Below are 17,920 nucleotides of genomic sequence, written 5' to 3' on the forward strand. Positions count from 1 at the left end.
CTATTGCTTATGAGCATTATTATTTGTCTTAAAAAAGCAGTACTTGTGTTGTTTAAGTACTGTTCAAGTTTGAGAATTAATGATAAAATAAATTTTAGATATGAAAAGAATAGGGCGATATTGACCAGGTCACTGCGATTCCCTTCGTATTTGTTTTTTATTGTTCTTATAACAGAAGCATTCCATTCTTAATGCTTCCATTCTGATTATTAAAAAACAGCCCTGGAGGAAGAATGATGGATAATATATTAGATGTATGCAGTGAGCTAAACATCGGGCATATTAGAGCTGATTTTCTTGGAAAAGGAAATATTTGGATCAATAACACATATTCTTCACTTGTCGTCAAATTAGCCCAGCATATTATCTGTGAAGCGATTTTCAAAACTGCTCCCGGTCAGCTTACAGTTTATGGGTTTGACAGAGAACTATCTGGATTGTTCGCTCCATTTGCCTCCCTTTCTGCCGGAGAATCCCGGATTCTTCACTTTATAACGGATGAGAAGAATCTTTTGGATCAATTGAAAACACTGCAGCAGCAGATACAGGAAGTACAGAATGTCGTACAAGGTCGTGAAGAATCACTGATTGAATTTAGAAGCAAGATGCAGCGCGCTATTGAGGGTTACCAATTGGTTGTGCTGTTTATGGATTTAGGACTTGCGAGTCAGGAAATCCTTTCACAGCTTTCGCTTCTTATGAGAAGTGGACCATCTGCCGGTATCTCTTTCTTGATTATTTCAACAACATATCTGTCTTTTCATACTTCCAGTGGAAAAGAGATTGAACGATCCATCGCCTCAATTGCGCCAAACATAACGGTTCTGGAAGTTGGGAAAGGCGGGGTGTCAGATGAAAGCGGCCAAACTTCCCCATTTGTTCCAGACAATGCAGAAACGATCATTCGAGACTGTGATGCATTCGTAGGTCGGATTCGCAATACAAAACTGTCCACTGTATTGTTTTCAGAGCTTCATGATACAACGGATTTCTGGAAGCAAAACAGTATTGATGGACTTACCTTTTGTGTGGGTAAATATGGCGTCAATAATATGGAAATTACCATTGGCGATGAGATAAATCAACGTCATAATGCAGTTATTACGGGCGCTGTTGGACAAGGCAAATCGAATCTGATCTCTGTAATTATCCATAGTCTTTGTATGCGGTATTCCCCTAAGGAACTGCAATTACATTTGCTTGATTTCAAAGAAGGCGTATCTTTAAAATCTTATTCCAACATTGGTCAGGAAGAATACCTGCCACACGCAAGGACTTTAGGGCTGGAGAGCGATGTGGCTTTTGGCCTTGCAGTTTTGAATTCACTTTTTACTGAGTATATTAATCGGATGAAGCTTCTGAAAGAGAAAAACGCCAAAAGTATCCGTGAATTACGAATGAACAATCCCGATATCCAGATGCCCCGAATTGTGGTTGTAATTGATGAATTCCAGATGATGTTTGGTGAGGATAGTTATACCAGCCAGAAAATCGCAGATATGTTGGAGAAATCCGTACGTCTGTTCCGCGCAGCTGGAATTCATTTTATCTTAGCCTCGCAGACTCTTACAGGAAACAGAGCATTAAATCAGAACAGAGATAGCATTTTTAGCCAGATCCCCATCCGCATTGCCCTGAAGAATTCCGTTACAGAAGCGCAAGCAATCCTTTCCATGAATAATGCCGCTGCTGCCTATTTAAGGCCCCGTGAGGCTGTAGTAAACCTGGACTATGGCGAGGTTTCTCAGAACCGTAAAACAGTCATTGCATTTGCTGATGAGAAGTTACTGCGTCCCATACGCAGAAAGATGTGGGAAATGGCTCGTTCCTATACAGTCCCACCGTTTACCTTCGAGAGCGAGCGGCGGATTTCGTTAGTCAGCGCAATGGGTATCATCAAAAAGGTAAACGAGGCTGCAAAAGCACCGGTGGCATTTATTGGAGATCAGATTTCAATCGATGGAGAGCGCGTTACCATTCCGATGCGGAATGAGCCTGGCAGAAATATCGCTATTCTGGGCACACCGGATGGTGATTGCAATAATGCTATCGGTATTATTCAGAGCGTTGCCCTGTCTCTGGCATATCAGCATCCAACTGGGGATGCAAGATTCCTTTTCTGTGATTTTAACAGTGATTCTCAATCTTTTGAGAATAAGTATCCACAGTTTGTCACGCTGATGGAAAAGCTGGGATACTTTATTGAGACGGTTTCAACAGAGCATTTTTCTGATCTGCTTCAGGAATTGACTGAAAAACCCGTCGGAAGCGATTCAATCTATTTGTTCGGAGTGATGCTTGACCGTTGGATGATTGCTAATGACCCATTTGGAAATGGCAGTCCACTGAAAGCTCTTGTAGAAAGTGGTCCTGCAAAGAAGATTCATTTTATCGGTTGGTGGGTAAAAGCCTCCAAGTTTACAGCTCAGGTTGCTGGCTTTGGCAATTCTGATGCATTCAACACAAAAATATTCCTTAGAACAGATGAACGTACCGTCCAATCGTTGACCAACCCATTTGTTCGATGGACTCCGCAAGCAAACCGTGGGATGATTGTTGATGATGTTGAATATCAGGAGGAGATGACATTTATCCCCTATGCTCCCATATCCGCAGGAGATTTGCCTGCTTTCCATATATCTTAGTGAGCATCTATAGCTTCTGAGATGTTCTTGCTAAATGTCACAGTCACAGAAAGACCCAATAGAAAGCTGAGAGGAGAAAAGTAAAATGTCCTTGGTTATGCAGATTATTCAGGCTGTCACCGCAACAGAACGAGAAATTGATGATCAGATGGCCAAACTGACCTCCTATAACACTAAAGTTGATGAGGTAATGCGACGTGTTCAGGCAGAACTTGGAGACAGTACAACAAATTATGCGCAGGAAATGATCAGTCAGTTGCAGCAAACAAAAGAGCAAGTTGATGATACTCTGCAAAAACTTCAAGCTGCAAAAGACAAGCTGATTCAGGTCAGAGCAATCTGACAAAAAAGGAGGGTATGAATATGGCAACTATTCAGGAATTAATTGCATCTGTTCAGGAAATTAAAGGCAGTTCTGAAAACCTGTCTGTTATGGTTAGTGCCGCAGGTAACACACTGGGTGTACAAGCGAATCAGATTGCTTCATTGACCCGTCCAAGCCAATCAGGGCAGCAAGCGTCCATTGCTGTCAGCGCAGCAGCTCAGTCTGTTTTAAAGGCAGCGGCAATCATGAAGACACTCTGTCGCACATGTGATAACTATTTAAATAATGCTGTGAAGTGATAAATAATGAGAGTAGTTAATCCTGAAAAAGCACGGATGAGAACTATCATAATCAATGACATAAAAAGCAATATTACGAATCTAAATGCTGTCAAAAATGACGCAATCGATACGAGCGCAATTATTGCTAACATCCTGAGTGGATCGGTCGTTGGTGTTGATCAGGAACTGACCAATCATTGTCAAAGGATCAGAGAATTGCTTGACCAGGTGATTCAAGGCCTGAATTATTCCAGAGACCTTGCAGAGCAGCTTGATATTACGGAGGAAGTTGCAGAATGACAAATATCGTTCAGCTTTGCGAGCATCTGGTAGTGATCGCCGACAGAGGCCATAAAAGCGGTGAACAGTTAAAACGTGAACAAGGGTATATATCCGAAACAATTCAAAAAACACAAAGCCTCTTCGCAGATCAAAAGCCAGGCCAAACTCTGATAAATGAATTGTATCGTCTGATCAATACCCTGAGTTCTGCTGAAAGCGCTGCTAATGCTTTACATGATAGGATTGCACCATATATGTCGCAAATTAATAAATAACAGCAGGAGGTTCATTGTTTATGGACAAAAAAATCTATGGTATCGATCTTGGCACGACATATTCTGCTATTGCAGTCTATGAAGATGAGGAAGCTAAAATCATCCCCAACATTGATGGGATGAACACAACTCCTTCTGTTATTTATTTCAATGGTACAACCTCCGATGGCGATGATGAAATGATCGTCGGTCAGGAGGCGAAGAACGCAGCTGGCCAGCATCCAAACAATGTTGTTCAGTTCGTGAAGCGTGATATGGGCGTTAAGGACGAAAAGGTCAATCGTAAAGGTCCCAGTGGAAAAACATATACGCCTGAAATGCTTTCTTCGTTTATTCTGAGAAAGCTCTGTCAGGATGCTTCACAGCGCGTTGATGGAGAGGTAAAAGATGTTGTCATTACAGTTCCGGCGTATTTTGATGATGCACGCCGTACCGCGACAAAACAGGCCGGTGCCATTGCCGGACTGAATGTTCTTGCTGTGCTTAATGAACCTACCGCTGCTGCTATCGCTTTCGGTCTGGGCAAAGGGAAAGACTGCCGTGCATTGGTATATGATCTGGGCGGAGGAACTTTTGATGTTACAATCATGGACATTCACGGCAATTCCTTTGATGTCATTGCTACAGGCGGAGATTCAAAGCTGGGCGGCTTCAACTTCGATGCAAAGATGGCAGAAATCATTCGGAACAAACTAACTGACCAGGGGTTTGAACTGGATATCAACGATGATGCGATGTTTGCAGATATCCGTGAAAAAGCAGAACGTGCAAAACGGATGCTTTCTGATCGCGAAATGACTCGCCTGCACTTTACACACCCTGATACCAAAAAAGACTATTCCATAGAAATTTCCCGTACAGAATTTGAGGCTGCTACAGAGAATCTGATCACAATGACCAGAGTTATTCTTGAAAATACAATGCAAGGAATGCCTTGGTCAGATATTGATGAGGTTCTGCTTGTCGGCGGATCAACCAAAATGCCCATGGTGAAAAGATTTATTGAAGATATATCCAAACGTCAGGTATCTTATAAAGTAGATCCAGACACTGCGGTAGCAAAAGGTGCTGCCATCTTTGCAAGCACATTCGATCTGAATGCTGAAAATGGTGTTCCTCAATCGGATGCACGCGTTGCTGCAGTATCCGAAAATGAGGGTGAAGTATCAAATAGAATCATCATTTCTGATGTTACGAGTCAATCGCTTGGCGTAGTTACCTACGATAAGCAGATGAAAAAACCTGTTAATACGATCATCATACCGCATAATACAAAAATTCCGACAAAAATGTCTGAGACTGTATATACTATGGATGACAATCAAACAAAAATCAATGTAAGAGTAACCGAAGGCGATGACGAAGATATTAACTATGTGAAAATTATTGGTGAAAGCATGCTGTCTATCCCGCCTTATCCAAAGGATTCGCCAGTTGAAATCATCTATGCTTATGATCCGGATCAGACTGTATCGATTGAGGTTATCGATAAAGTGACAAATCAAAGTCTTGGGACTTTCGAAATTGATCGTTCTTCCAACATGAGTGCGGAAGAAGTGGTCAAGGCTACGGAAATTTCAAAACGGACATATATTGAATAACATTATTGGAGGATCTATGTGCGAAGAAAAAAAGACAGATACTTTGCCGCCGGAACCACTGAGTGAACAAACGCCCGATGCTGGGACTTCTCCTGAAACTAAGGCTAAAATCTTGTATGTTCATGATGACTTGAGTCTGAATGAAATCAGGGATGAAATAAATGCCTTGAAGGATTTGTTCACCAGGCGGTTGATGAACGACAAACAAAAGAATGAACTTATTCAAACCCTGACAGATGAAGCAAAACATGCTTACATTGAACCTTTCCTTTATGACATTATCCTGCTACTGGACCGCATCGAATATTCCGACAATGAAACTGTGCGCTCAATTCATGAGGAGTTGACAGAGATATTGGAAAGAAGAGGAGTATCTCTGATTAGTGAATCTTCAGATTTGAACCCAAAGTACTGCAAAGTCATCAGATCCGAAGAACGTGATGATATTATCGCTCCTCAAATTCTGCGAATTGTCCGGAAAGGATATCTCATACAGGGAAAAGTCGTTCGTCCATTGGAAGTAATCGCAGCCATACCGAAACAGAAGCAAGTTGGTGATATGGCTGAATAACATTACAACAAATAAAAAAACTATTAGTCAAAAGAAAGGAAGAATGCACTTTGATTAACTACTACGAAGAACTAAAACTGGATCCCGCCGCATCGGCAAAAGACCTGATTGAAGAACTGATTCGTCAGGAAGTTGTCTGGCACCAGCGTGAGATAAACGCTCCGGAAGAAGCTGCTAAAAAGCAGGTCCTGATCAATGAAGCGAAAAAAGTGTTCGCGAGTGAAGCCTCTAAAGCACAATATGACCAGGAACTGAATGCAAAACCAATAGAGGAAAAGCAGGCCGATCCGGATGCCGAACGCAGAGCGCAGTATAAATATTGGTATGATCAGGCAAGATCGTACTATCAATCTGGTACCTTTGACCTGGCCAAAACAGCTGTGGAGAAAGCCATGAATTATGCTCCCAGCGATCAGGAGGATCCATATTTTTATCAGCTCGCTGCAAACATTTACCGGACGAATCAGGATTATTCCACTGCTATGTCCTATATTAATAAGGCCATCGTATTAAAGGGAGACGATGCCACATTCCACCTTGAAAAAGGAATGATCTGCGACAGGCAGTACAGAACAATAGTTAAAAATGGCTATGGCGAAACTGATCCCATTGTCCGGATGATGCGGGAAGAGTATAAGCAGGCCGATATTATCGCAACAGGTAAGGATAATTCACTCCGTGGTATAATTCTTGGCGAATTAGCCAGATCACTGTATTTTTATAGTCCAAGAAATGAAGAACTGGCTGAAGAAATAGCCGAGACCGCCGTAAGCTTCGGAGATGGTATGGGGCATGGCAAGGAAGTTCTGAATGATCTGGCAGAAAAACGCAGGAAGGCCAAAGAAAACGAAGAGAAAAGGCGTAAAGACGAGGAGGAAAGGAAGCGGAAAGCAGAACAGGATCGTTTGGCTAGAGAGCAGGCCGAACGTGAAAGAATGGCCAAAGAAGCAACCGAAAAGCATCGGAACAAACTTAGCATCATCTTGTTTATTCTTTCCATTTTCGGGATGGTAGGAGCAACCGCCTTAGCCTTGTTATCTGGAAACAGGATTGGACCGTTTTCAGGCATCCCATCATGGCTGCTTATTATTCTGTTTGTAGCATGCGTAGGTGTATACAACTATTGTGCATTTTATCGTTATATCGATGAAGAAAACTGGTGCCGTTTTATTTGGCTCGTTCTAAGCGCGGTTTTCATCTTCTTCATTGCTGCATTCCGCGGCACCTGGGCAACAGCTGGAATTACAGCAGGTCTTATTGCTCTTGCTATATTTGTCAGCTGGCTCATCAGCAAAAAAATGAGAGTAGTAAAATAAGATGTGGAGGGGCGGAAAGCCCTCCATTCCGGCTCTTTCCATCAAAGGCAGCTTCGGCTGCCTTTTTCAGTTTCCGCCGGTTGCGGCCTGCCTTTTGCGTTTTCCCCTGCCTGTTCGCCATGGCCATGTAAAGGCACATGATCAGATCAACGGTTTTGACCGAATTACTATTTCTCTCAAAAAACAGTTGACAAAACTTGGTAGACAACTGTATACTTCAAAACGTAGACGATCGTCCACCATTTTCCGGAGGTGTAAATTATGACTGTACAGGTAACAGAAGCGGAATGGAAAATCATGGAAGTGCTGTGGGATCACTCTCCCCGCACCATGACGGAAATTACCGCGATTCTCGAACCTACAACCGGATGGACCCGGCATACGGTCATCACCCTGCTGAAGCGGATGCTCGAAAAGGGCAGCATCAGCATGGATGATTCCGAACGGGCCAAGAAGTATACTCCCCTGATCACCCGGGAAGAGGCTTCCACCGAGGAGACCCACAAACTGCTTTCCCATATCTTCAAGGGAAAAGCATCCCTTCTGGTCAACCACCTGGTGGATTCCGGAGAGCTTTCCGAAGATGATCTCCAGCAGATCCTGGCGGTTATGCAGGAAAAGAAAAAGTAACCCGGAGAGCTTGAAAGTAAAAGAAAGAAACTGCTGTCTTGTCTGTATAGCAGGGAGGTTATGCTATGCGATCAGCGTTTATCTACAATTTTCTGATTGAAGCCAATATCATGGCCGGTATTGCCATACTGCTCATGATCCCGCTCCGGAAATTCCTCCGGAAGCAGCTGGGGAATAACATGCTCTGTTTCGGCTGGCTGCTGACAGCCATCCGGCTGCTGTGTCCCCTTTCGCTCGCCAATCCCGTCATTCATATCATCCGTTCCGATTTTGTCTGGGACGCTGCGATCCGTCCGATTGCCGGGCAGGTCAAAGTCCGCGTCTCAGATGCCGTTGGTGATTTATCCGCTGTTTTCTGGAGAGCGGATAACCAGCCGGCCGCTGAAGCGGCCAGCCGGCTGCGGGACAGCCTGGATAACGCCACAGCCAGCATCACCCTGGCAAAAATCTGGCTGCTCGGTGTCCTGCTGGTTGCCGCATGGTTCCTTTTCAGCAATATTCGTTTCCGCCTGCGCCTTCGTGCGGACCGGATCGAGCCGATCTCCGGAAAGCTGCTGGAGCAGTTTGAAACGCTGTGCAGGATTCGCGGAATCAGGCCCATCCCGGTTTATTTTACGGATCCCCTGCCGAGCGCCTGCCTGGTCGGCGTCTTCCGTCCCTATATCGCGCTGCCGCTGAGTGCTTCCCCGCAGGATGCGATTCACGTGCTGACGCATGAAATCTGCCACCTGAAAAACAGGGATCATATCTGGGGTGTCCTGCGCCTTCTGTGCTGTGCCGTTCACTGGTTCAATCCGCTGGTATGGCTTGCCGCCGGCATGAGCCGGACCGACAGCGAACTCCGCTGCGATGACCGGGTCACCCAGCCGATGACCCACGAGGAAAGGCAGTCCTATGCCAGCGTGCTGGTGCTTGCAGCCGCCCGCCGCAACGCTCCGGGAGTCGGTGTCCTGGCCACCGGCATGACCATGACCGGAAAGCGGCTCAAAACCCGGGTTGCCACGGTGATGCAGAAGCGCCCGCCTGTCCGCTGGCTGGCAGCGTCCTTCGCCGTCCTGGCTTCCCTCTGCCTGGTCTGCGCCTTTGCCACTTCGGAATCAGATAACCCGCTGGAGATTGTCGAAGGCTGGGAGGACAACGGGAATTACCTGAACTCTGCCCTTACAGGCACAATGGACATCCGGGATCAGGACAAAGCAATCGAATACGCGCAGTCTATCCGGAAAATCATCCGTGCCGGGGAAACGGACGGGGAATATTCAGCTTTCCGTGAGGAAGATGGATCATGGTCCGTAATGCTGTCTGTCGGTGACACAGATCTCTTTTCCGCCTGTTTCACGGAAACCGGTATAATCGATGATGTTGCCCGGAATCCGGAGGATGAACGCTGGTTAACCGATGGTGAATACGTCGAAAGCACCTTTATGGATGCCGGGGACCTGGCCGATACCGAAGCCTGGATCACGGAGATGATGAATGCCCTGGTGCCCGGCCTGGCCGAGCTGATACAGGATCCGGAACTGGTTTATGTCCGCGATGTGGGCGACGCCAAATATATATTTTTAAACGCCTGGCCGAAGGACAGTGCCTATGATGCCGGAGTCAGTATATTCGTCCGCATGAACGCGGATCACAGCTTTGATCTTCTGAACCTGCAGGTATCCGGTAACGGCTGAACGGGAGGATATAAAGATGGAACTGACACTTGGGAGCAGCGCGGTCCGCTCAGACGAAACTGTCACCTGTTCCACTTCCGCTGTCGTCTCCGCCTGGTATGACCGGTACGGCACCGATGTTCTCCGCCTCTGCTATATGTATATGCGGAATCGTTCGGATGCGGAAGACGCGCTGCAGGAAACCTTCCTCAAAATCTGGCGCAAGCTGGACTGTTATGAAGGCCGGAATCACTGCACGGCCAGGTCCTGGATCATGAAGGTTGCCCGCAATACCTGCATGGATCTGCTCCGGAAAAGCTGGCGCGTGCACGGGGAACTGTCTGTGGCGGATGAAGACCTGGCAGCCTTGGGAAAATCCACCCGGGAAGACAGGGAACTGATCCTGGATGTGATGAACCTCCCGGAAAAGTATCGGAGTGTGATCCTGATGGTCTGCTGGTATGGAATGACGATCCGGGAAGCGGCGGAAACGCTTCAGACCAGTCAGTCCTCCGTCCACAGGCGGCTGGAAAAAGCCCGTGCCATGATTCAGGACTGATTACGGAGGAATCATATGAAACGCCGGTATAAATATATACTTTCTTTCCTGCTGACCGTTATGCTGGCCGTGCCGGGATTCGCGCACGCAGTCCGGATCGACCTGGTCCCATACGCCGGGGCCTACCTGACGCAGGTGATCGGATTCACCGAAGAAGAAGCGTCCCGGTTTATCCCGGAGGTGCAGGAAGACGGTTCCGTCATCTGCCGGGATCCGGATCATCCGGAATGGGTTTATTCCGTATATATAGACAGGGAAACCAGCCAGGTCACCGGAGTCTCCCCCTTTGATACCGGATACCTTCAGTCTCCCGGTGAAAAAGCCATTCGGGTCCTCCTTCGTTCTGTCCGGGAAAAAGGCCTTTTTACCCATTGGAATAAGAAAGCGCATCAGGACCTGCTGCAGATGATGTATGATGCGGAGATCATGAGCAGCACGAGCCTGGTTTTTGCCGAAGACGCCGGAAGTGCTGTTTACGGCCTTTTCGAAAGCTGCTATGGTCCGGAATTCGGATGGACAGATGCACTGCGCGGACTGGTACAAGCCGTGATGGACGAGAATCACCTTTCCCGGGAACCCGTTCCCTTCCACCGGAAAGGAATCCGCCGGGAAACCGTATCGCATTATAGCCGCCCGATGGACCTGACATTGTTCGATGGGGAAATTCCGGAAGAACTGGCTGCAGCATTCTCCGATCCGCATCTGTCCGGATGGGAATGCACAGGCGGTGCCATGCTCACAGGCGAAAGCCCCCTTGATGGCAGCGATTCATTTTACTATGATTCCGGCCTGGCCGCCTTTGAGAAAAGCGGGCGCCGCCAGCTGGTTATGCTGATCCGGAACAGCAATGGTTGGCAGCTGACACCCCTGGGTGAAAACGCGTTGTACCGGAACGGGGATTATCGTATCACCTATGATGGTCTCCACGAATCACTGGCCGTCGAATACCAGCTGGGAGAAAACGAACGGGCATCCTTCTACCTGGATCCCGTCATGTGGCTCGACCAGTCTGCGGAATGTATTATTTCCGCATATGAGCACCTGGATTCTGCAACAGGGAAAGCCGTATGGATCCGGGTTTTCTCCGGGATGGAACCAACCTGGAAGCAGGAACTCGGCGCCCGGGAATCCGCCGCGAAAGCCTGGTTCCCGTATCATCTGGGCCTGGTACCGGTCGAGCAGTTCCCGGTTACGGAGGAGGAAGCCGATCAGGGTCATTATCCGGGTGTTCCGGATCAGTACGCGTTGGTTTTCGGTCCGCAGTTCCGTACCGCCGCCACCAGTCACTCCCGCAGTTACGGGGAGCTGAATCATGGTGCGATCATTCCTGTCCTCGATATCCTTCCGGGCGATCCGGATGAATGGATCCATACGCGTCTGGGAACGCTGGAAGGATATGTTGTGAAAGGCTATACCAGCATCGGCGGCCGGATGTCCGATATGAGTTCCCTGCCGACTTTCGCCGAGGCGAAAAAGGAAATCACGCTGAAGCGCGGAACCGGATGGCTGGACGGTTCTGTCGGAACCTTCCCGGCCGGAACCCGGATGCATGTGGTTTTTGAAAGCGGAGACTGGCTGTATGTGGATATCCCGTCCGGGGAAATGGACTGGGTTATGGATCCGGAAGGGACATTTGGCTACGTTCTCAAAAACGATGTGGAGGAAATGAGTGTATCCCGCCTGATTGAATGGCCGGAGTAAACCACAGGTGTCTCTCCATGATAAAAGCAGCTCCCCTGCCGGGGGGCTGCCTGTTTTGTATCCTGGATGATGTTTACACGATTCCTTTTTCAATCGCCCGGATGATATCCTCGCCCTTCACAATCGTCAGGACTTTGGCACCGTAGGTTTCTTCCAGTTCCCTGGCGCCGCTCTTCTCCATTCCCTCTTCAAAGCGGTCCGCGATGGCGGCCAGGCCGGCCACCCGGATATCCGCAATGGTCCGGATGCGCTCAATCGCGTTTGAAACGGTTTTTCCGCTGTTGATCAGGTCGTCCACGATCACCACGCGCTCCCCGTCCTCCGGCGTGTGCCCGCAGACGATGCGGCCGCGGTTGTCCGGGACCCGCCTGTCCGAGAAGAAGTTGACCGTCCTCCCGTACTTGGAAGCCAGTACAACCGCTGTAGCCGCCGCGAAGCTGATCCCGTGGTAGGCAATCCCCATAATGCTGTCGAAGTCGATCTGCGCGTCCATAATCAGGTCCGCGAAGGATTCGCCCAGCTTCGCGAGGTGGAGGTTGGTGCTGAGGCGCTCCGTATCCAGGTAGAAACCGGATTCCTTCCCTTTGATATTGAATTTGCCGAGCTTCAGCACGCCCGCGTCTGCCATCAGGCGGATAAACTTCTCCTTGTTGGTATAGGCGGCTAGCTTGAATCCCATCAGTTCGTCGATTGTCACGCCGAATGTGTTGGCCAGTACCGGCAGCATTTCCAGGTCAGGGGATCCTCCATTCTCCCATTTGCTGACCGCCTGGTACGAAACATGGATCACTTCCGCCAGTTCTTCCTGGGTCATGCCTTTGGCTTTCCGCAGCTTCTTAATCGTTTCGCCGATCGTGTTCATGCGCTTTCTCCTTTTCTTTTCTGGCTTTGTCACAACCCTTGCAAGGAGATTTCTGACATGCACATCATATTCCCTTACAGATTTCCTGGCAATCGACGCTGTTTGGATTTTTTCTCAACCCGCGTTTGAGTGATCTCGCTGAACCATCCGGAATCATATTCCGCCGTTTCCTTTCGTGAGCCATTATGTGCTTTCTATGTCTATTTTATTCTGCCGTGATAAAGCATGTCAATCCTTCGCCGGATCAGGGAAAAATCTTTTTGTTCGCCTTTTCTTCTTCCCTCTCCCATAGTAAAATAATGGCAGGTGAAAAACACATTTGTTTCAGGAAAGGATATACAGCCATGGGAGAAATTATCCGCAAAGACATCAGTGAAGAATGGGCGCATTCCGGCATTGTGAAAGCCGGGGACTACTGCTTTCTGTCCTACTGTGTCGGCAATATCGGCGGCACGATGGAGGAGCAGGTCAACGGCGCGTTCGACGATATGGAGCAGAAACTGGCCCTGTTCGGGCTCACGCTGGAAAACGTGGTCCATTTGGACTGCCTGTTCCGCGATGTGTGGAATATCCCGGTGATGGAGAAGGTCATCAAGGAGCGGTTCCACGGGAAATACCCGGCCCGCAAATCCATCCAGACGGAGTTCGCCCACGTCGGCGGAAAAGACGGCCTCCAGTTCCAGGCCGATGCCGTCGCTTACTGCGGCTGACCGGGGTCAGGTAAAATCAGATGATTTCGATTACGATCAATCAGGCCCGGCAGTTCATCCTGCACTGGCAGGGGCTCCTGGGTAAGCACCGCTTTGTCGGCAAAAACGGTGCGTATCAGTATGTCCGCCAGGCCGGCTGCATTCAGTTTGACCCGGTGGATGTCTGCGGCCGGAATGCCCAGCTCACGCTGCAGTCCCGCGTCAAAGGCTGCCGCATGCAGATGCTGGACGACCTGCTGTACAGGGATCGTCTCCTCGTGGATTATTCGGACAAGGAGCTGTCCATCTGGCCGGCGGAAGACTGGCCGTACTTCTCTGGCTACCGGGAGCGCAGTATGGAGCATAGCCGCCGTTTCCCCGGAATTCCGGAGCTGGAAGAACAGGCCATCCGCTATATCCGGGAAAACGGCCCGGTCAGCAGCGATACCCTGCCCATCGGGGGCACCATCTTCTGGCATTCCTCCATGCACTGGAGCGGTCACTGGCATAAGGAATCCCAGGCCTCCCGTTCTGTGCTGGAGCAGCTGTATACCGATGGGGTGCTCCTCATTCACCACAAAAGCGGATCCCGCAAGTTCTATGACCTGGCGGAAAAATACCTTCCGCCCGAACTGCTGAACGCTCCAAATCCCTGCGTGGATGAATCCGCCTTCCTGGACTGGCGCGTCTGCCGCCGGATCGGAGCCGTCGGTATGCTGTGGAACCGCCGGTCAGATGCCTGGCTGGGTATCCATATGGATACAGCAGAGCGGGAGGCGGCTTTCGCCCGCCTGGAAAAGGCCGGCCGGATTATTCCCGTGCAGGTGGAAGGCATCCGTTTCCCGCTGTACGTGCTGAGCGAGAGCCTGCCCATGCTGGAATCCGTTCTTGCCGATGAGGAAGATACAAAACCCCGTCTGGAATTCCTCGCGCCCCTGGATCCCATGATGTGGGACCGGAAACTGATCGAGGCGGTCTGGGGTTACCAGTATTCATGGGAAATCTATACGCCCCAGGACAAACGGAAATACGGCTACTATGTGCTGCCCATGATCTGCGGCGACCGGTTCATCGGCCGGATTGAGCCGAGGGCGGACCGGAAGGCCGGCATCCTCACCGTCAGCAATATCTGGCTGGAGCCCGGCGTCCGGCAGACCAAAAAGCTCTCCGGCATGATCGACAGCGCGGTGCAGCGCCTGGCAAAGTTCAACGGATGCACCCAGGCAGAAGAATAATCCATTTCCGGAATGCATAAAGACACCCCGCAGGGCTTCCTGCGGGGTATTGATATATCCGGGGTTTTCAGGATTATTTTGCCGCCTTCTCCCGGGCATAAGCAACCAGGCTGTCCTCATCCTCAAACATCCGGAAGATCTGCGCGCTTCCGTCCGTATACCACATTACCGCGTCGCCGGTTTCCAGGTCAAAACCCCAGTCCCGGATTTCTTTCATCGCGTTCATGTTGTACACCGTCTGGCCGTTCGTGGTGGAGTATACCCGGAAACGGGTCTGGTTGAAGTCCGCCACCATCATATAATTCCCGTTCGCGTTGAACCGGATTTCAGACAGGGACCGCGCCAGGTACGTATCTGTGAAGGAGAATACCATGCGTCCGGTCGCCAGCTCATATACGGCCACATGTCCGGCGGCGCCGGCAATCGCCATCAGGCGGCTGTCCGCGGAGAAGCTGATATCCTTCGCTTCCACATGGTCGCCGATGCTGAAGTCATAAATCCGTGCGATCGGCTCGTTGCCCGCCTGCAGGTCATACAGCGGAATATACATACCCTGGTTCATGATCAGGATATACCGGCAGTCCGGGCTGATAAAGTTTCTTACCGCCAGGTAACTGGTTGTGCTGGTCCCATACGGGTCATTCAGCTGGATGACGGTACCCGCCGGAACATCCGGCTCCGTATAGTCTGAAATCTCCAGCAGGGTTCCTTCATACCGGTCCACGGTATACTGGCTTCCTTCCCCCGGGAACAGTTCCACATAGGCCGCCTGCCTCCTGGCCGCAATCGCGTCTTCATTTCCCGGCAGTCCCCTGTCATATGCCGTGGGCTGGTATACGATCAGCCGGCTGCCGTCCGGACTCATTGCCCGGATGTTTCCGTTGTTCGGAACGTCCGCAATTCCTTTGCCGTCTGATACCCGGTAAATTGTGGACGCGTCGGCAAAGAACTGTCCGTCCGGGGATACGCAGACACAGTTGTTCTCTGTGGTATACAGCACTTCGCCGGTCAATGCGTCATATGCGTTGCCGCAGTCCAGGATCACATTTCCGACCCATACCGGTGAACACTCCTGTACCTCGACACCGGGTCCGTCCCTTTCAACCCGCCACCGGATTTCATCAGTGTACAGGTTGATCACCATTGCCTCATTGAATTGATGGACATAGATCCACTCCACGTCCGGGGAAATCGTATACCCGGTAATCACTTTATTATTGTCCATCACGATACCGAAGTATTCATCCGTATTCAGCCCCCGGATAAAGATCCGGGAAGGCGTTCCGAGTGCCAGCTCGCAAAGGGAAATATACCGGTCATTCAGGAAAGAACGGGAGGTAATATGCTGATTGTCCTGGATCTGGACCGGCCATGGGAATACCCCGTCTTCGGAATCCGGCTGGAACACAACAATTCCCTTTGAAAAAGCAACCAGGAGATTTTCCCCTTCGAAAATCGCGTTGCACGGCCAGTAGAAAACATTATGCAGTTCCTGCAGGTGTTCCCCGGTTGCGGCATCGATAATGCATATCGTGTGCCCCCACATCACTGTCACTGCCAGCTTGGTGCTTTCCTCATTCCAGTGAACGGAACTGATAGCATGGCTGAAAGGGGTGGAAACCCACAGCCGGTCGCCGGTCTCCGCGTCGCACAGGGAAAGTCCGGACCGGGAATCAACCACAGCGATCTTTTTCCCGTCCGGGGAAAAGATACAGGAAGGATCGTAATTGACAAATCCGGGAAATTCCAGTTCCGCGTCCACAGCGAAGTCACCCATGAAGCATGAAACCGCCAGGGCTTCCATCCCTTCGCTCTTCCCGTATCCGTCGACCGTTTCGGAAACATCCAGTGCGTTGAGCGCCAGCTTTGTCGCCTCATTTTTCCGGTTGATGGATGAATAATAGACTGATTTTTCTGTCAGCAGGTCGCACTCATTCCGGGCTGCGGTGGCTCGTTCTTCCTCTATCCGGATATTCTTTTCGCTGATTTCCCTGTTCTGCGCGGTAATCTGTTCATTCGCTTCCGTCAGGTCCTGGTTGGCTTTCTCAATCTGCTCGTTTTTCTCGGTCAGCTCATCGTTCTTGTCGCTGATTTCCTTGTTCTTCGCGGTGATCTCATCGTTAGCCTTGGTCAGGTCCTGGTTGGCTTTCTCGATCTGCTCATTCTTTTCGGTTAGCTCATCGTTCTTCTCGCTGATCTCCTTGTTTTTGGCTGTGATCTCATCGTTGGCTTTGGTCAGGTCCTGGTTGGCTTTCTCGATCTGCTCATTCTTTTCGGTTAGCTCACCGTTCTTCTCGCTGATCTCCTTGTTCTTCGCGGTGATCTCGTCGTTGGCTTTGGTCAGGTCCTGGTTGGCTTTCTCGATCTGTTCATTCTTCTCGGTCAGCTCATCGTTTTTGTCACTGATTTCCTTGTTCTTGGCGGTAATCTCATCGTTGGCTTTGGACAGGTCCTCATTGGCCTTTTCAATCTGCTCGTTTTTTTCCGTCAGTTCCTGGTTGGCTTTCTCGATTTGCTCATTCTTCTCGGTCAGCTCATCGTTCTGGGCACTGATCCGTTCATTCTGCGCGGTAATCTGTTCATTCTGTGCCGTGATCTTTCCGTTCTGCACCAGGGCGTACGCCAGGAACCCTCCCAGCACCGCTACGGTCGCCAGCGCGGCCGCCATGATATTCCGCATGGTCCGTCGGCGGGCCCGCTGGTACAGCCCGTCAAAGGAGGTCCCGACAATCGGCGCCAGGATCCGGTATTTTTCTTTCTTCAGCTTCTTCAGGTTGTCCGCAAGGCTTTCTCCCCGGACGTTCGCTGCCAGCGGTTCCCGTTCTTTCCGGTTTCCGTTCTCATCCGTCTCAAAGCGCAGCAGCTCCGGGAAACTGTCCTCCGGCTCCCCTTCCACCAGTACGGCCAGCACCCGGTCCCGGCCTTTATGCTCAATGAAGTATTCCACTTCCCGCAGGCACCATTTGCTCTGCAGGTAGCGCGGAGAACAGATACAGATCAGCCATTCGCTGTTGTCCAGCGCGGCTTCAATGTCCCGCCCCAGGTCTGCCGACAGCGGCAGCTCCTCCTGGTCCCGGAACACTTTGCCGGGATGACGTTCTCCGTCCTGCCGCAGGGCGGCGGGAACCGTGTACGTCTCGATCATCTGATGCAGTTTTTTCGCAATTTCCTGGTCCGGCGTCTGGTGGCGGTAACTGATGAATGCTGTGTACTGACTGGAGCTCACAGGCGGCACCTCTTCCTTTGTCGGATATGTGGAATTTTCTGCTTCTGGAATCAGTATACCAGAAGCG

16 protein-coding genes are annotated in these 17,920 nt (G+C 50.0%); 14 read left to right on the forward strand and 2 right to left on the reverse strand.

From position 1 onward, the window contains the following. Positions 1–236: 236 nt before the first annotated feature. From JNO48_04490 to JNO48_04545, 12 genes are all read left to right on the forward strand, one after another. Positions 237–2,645: a hypothetical protein gene (locus JNO48_04490; protein QTE69163.1), complete on the forward strand. Its 2,409-nt coding sequence runs from the start codon at positions 237–239 to the stop codon at positions 2,643–2,645. Positions 2,646–2,730: 85 nt separating this feature from the next. Beyond that, complete coding sequence (locus JNO48_04495; protein ID QTE69164.1) at positions 2,731–2,988, forward strand: hypothetical protein; 258 nt, start codon at positions 2,731–2,733, stop codon at positions 2,986–2,988. Positions 2,989–3,008: 20 nt separating this feature from the next. Beyond that, entirely contained in the window at positions 3,009–3,269 is a 261-nt protein-coding gene (locus tag JNO48_04500; protein ID QTE69165.1) for a hypothetical protein, read from the forward strand. 6 nt (positions 3,270–3,275) lie between these two features. Continuing rightward, positions 3,276–3,551 (forward strand): hypothetical protein, encoded by a 276-nt coding sequence (locus JNO48_04505; GenBank protein ID QTE69166.1) that lies wholly within the window; start codon positions 3,276–3,278, stop codon positions 3,549–3,551. Next, positions 3,548–3,808, forward strand: coding sequence for a hypothetical protein (locus JNO48_04510; protein QTE69167.1), 261 nt, complete (start codon positions 3,548–3,550; stop codon positions 3,806–3,808). The genes JNO48_04505 and JNO48_04510 overlap by 4 nt, the downstream gene beginning before the upstream one ends. A gap of 20 nt (positions 3,809–3,828) precedes the next feature. Next, positions 3,829–5,409: an Hsp70 family protein gene (locus tag JNO48_04515; protein QTE69168.1), complete on the forward strand. Its 1,581-nt coding sequence runs from the start codon at positions 3,829–3,831 to the stop codon at positions 5,407–5,409. A gap of 16 nt (positions 5,410–5,425) precedes the next feature. Next, on the forward strand, positions 5,426–5,980 hold the full coding sequence (gene grpE, locus JNO48_04520; protein ID QTE69169.1) for a nucleotide exchange factor GrpE: 555 nt from the start codon (positions 5,426–5,428) through the stop codon (positions 5,978–5,980). A 50-nt stretch (positions 5,981–6,030) separates the two neighbouring features. Continuing rightward, the gene (locus tag JNO48_04525) at positions 6,031–7,296 is read left to right on the forward strand and encodes a hypothetical protein (protein ID QTE69170.1); all 1,266 of its coding nucleotides are present in this window, start codon (positions 6,031–6,033) and stop codon (positions 7,294–7,296) included. 261 nt (positions 7,297–7,557) lie between these two features. Continuing rightward, the gene (locus JNO48_04530) at positions 7,558–7,926 is read left to right on the forward strand and encodes a BlaI/MecI/CopY family transcriptional regulator (GenBank protein QTE69171.1); all 369 of its coding nucleotides are present in this window, start codon (positions 7,558–7,560) and stop codon (positions 7,924–7,926) included. Positions 7,927–7,991: 65 nt separating this feature from the next. Beyond that, on the forward strand, positions 7,992–9,602 hold the full coding sequence (locus JNO48_04535; GenBank protein QTE69172.1) for a M56 family metallopeptidase: 1,611 nt from the start codon (positions 7,992–7,994) through the stop codon (positions 9,600–9,602). A gap of 16 nt (positions 9,603–9,618) precedes the next feature. Continuing rightward, on the forward strand, positions 9,619–10,140 hold the full coding sequence (locus tag JNO48_04540; protein ID QTE69173.1) for a sigma-70 family RNA polymerase sigma factor: 522 nt from the start codon (positions 9,619–9,621) through the stop codon (positions 10,138–10,140). Between the two features lie 15 nt (positions 10,141–10,155). Then, positions 10,156–11,841 (forward strand): hypothetical protein, encoded by a 1,686-nt coding sequence (locus tag JNO48_04545; protein QTE69174.1) that lies wholly within the window; start codon positions 10,156–10,158, stop codon positions 11,839–11,841. Between the two features lie 73 nt (positions 11,842–11,914). Here the strand turns inward: JNO48_04545 and JNO48_04550 are convergent, their stop codons facing one another. After that, positions 11,915–12,703, reverse strand: a complete 789-nt coding sequence (locus tag JNO48_04550; protein ID QTE69175.1) for a helix-turn-helix domain-containing protein — start codon at positions 12,701–12,703, stop codon at positions 11,915–11,917. Between the two features lie 344 nt (positions 12,704–13,047). On the opposite strand from JNO48_04550, the gene JNO48_04555 reads away from it, so the two are divergent. Together JNO48_04555 and JNO48_04560 are read left to right on the forward strand one after the other, a co-directional pair. Then, entirely contained in the window at positions 13,048–13,413 is a 366-nt protein-coding gene (locus JNO48_04555; protein ID QTE69176.1) for a RidA family protein, read from the forward strand. A gap of 20 nt (positions 13,414–13,433) precedes the next feature. Further along, the gene (locus JNO48_04560) at positions 13,434–14,627 is read left to right on the forward strand and encodes a YcaQ family DNA glycosylase (GenBank protein ID QTE69177.1); all 1,194 of its coding nucleotides are present in this window, start codon (positions 13,434–13,436) and stop codon (positions 14,625–14,627) included. A 73-nt stretch (positions 14,628–14,700) separates the two neighbouring features. Here the strand turns inward: JNO48_04560 and JNO48_04565 are convergent, their stop codons facing one another. After that, positions 14,701–17,853, reverse strand: coding sequence for a TIR domain-containing protein (locus JNO48_04565; GenBank protein QTE69178.1), 3,153 nt, complete (start codon positions 17,851–17,853; stop codon positions 14,701–14,703). Positions 17,854–17,920: the final 67 nt, after the last annotated feature.

The organism is Clostridiales bacterium (genome assembly GCA_017569285.1).
Classification (GTDB): Bacteria; Bacillota; Clostridia; order Christensenellales; family Aristaeellaceae; genus Aristaeella.

Bases quoted from the DNA above. Each gene is read 5' to 3' on its own strand.
- JNO48_04490 (QTE69163.1), top strand. From the start codon at position 237: ATGGATAATATATTAGATGTATGCAGTGAGCTAAACATCGGGCATATT.
- JNO48_04495 (QTE69164.1), top strand. From the start codon at position 2,731: ATGTCCTTGGTTATGCAGATTATTCAGGCTGTCACCGCAACAGAACGA.
- JNO48_04500 (QTE69165.1), top strand. From the start codon at position 3,009: ATGGCAACTATTCAGGAATTAATTGCATCTGTTCAGGAAATTAAAGGC.
- JNO48_04505 (QTE69166.1), top strand. From the start codon at position 3,276: ATGAGAGTAGTTAATCCTGAAAAAGCACGGATGAGAACTATCATAATC.
- JNO48_04510 (QTE69167.1), top strand. From the start codon at position 3,548: ATGACAAATATCGTTCAGCTTTGCGAGCATCTGGTAGTGATCGCCGAC.
- JNO48_04515 (QTE69168.1), top strand. From the start codon at position 3,829: ATGGACAAAAAAATCTATGGTATCGATCTTGGCACGACATATTCTGCT.
- grpE (QTE69169.1), top strand. From the start codon at position 5,426: ATGTGCGAAGAAAAAAAGACAGATACTTTGCCGCCGGAACCACTGAGT.
- JNO48_04530 (QTE69171.1), top strand. From the start codon at position 7,558: ATGACTGTACAGGTAACAGAAGCGGAATGGAAAATCATGGAAGTGCTG.
- JNO48_04535 (QTE69172.1), top strand. From the start codon at position 7,992: ATGCGATCAGCGTTTATCTACAATTTTCTGATTGAAGCCAATATCATG.
- JNO48_04540 (QTE69173.1), top strand. From the start codon at position 9,619: ATGGAACTGACACTTGGGAGCAGCGCGGTCCGCTCAGACGAAACTGTC.
- JNO48_04545 (QTE69174.1), top strand. From the start codon at position 10,156: ATGAAACGCCGGTATAAATATATACTTTCTTTCCTGCTGACCGTTATG.
- JNO48_04550 (QTE69175.1), bottom strand. From the start codon at position 12,703: ATGAACACGATCGGCGAAACGATTAAGAAGCTGCGGAAAGCCAAAGGC.
- JNO48_04555 (QTE69176.1), top strand. From the start codon at position 13,048: ATGGGAGAAATTATCCGCAAAGACATCAGTGAAGAATGGGCGCATTCC.
- JNO48_04560 (QTE69177.1), top strand. From the start codon at position 13,434: ATGATTTCGATTACGATCAATCAGGCCCGGCAGTTCATCCTGCACTGG.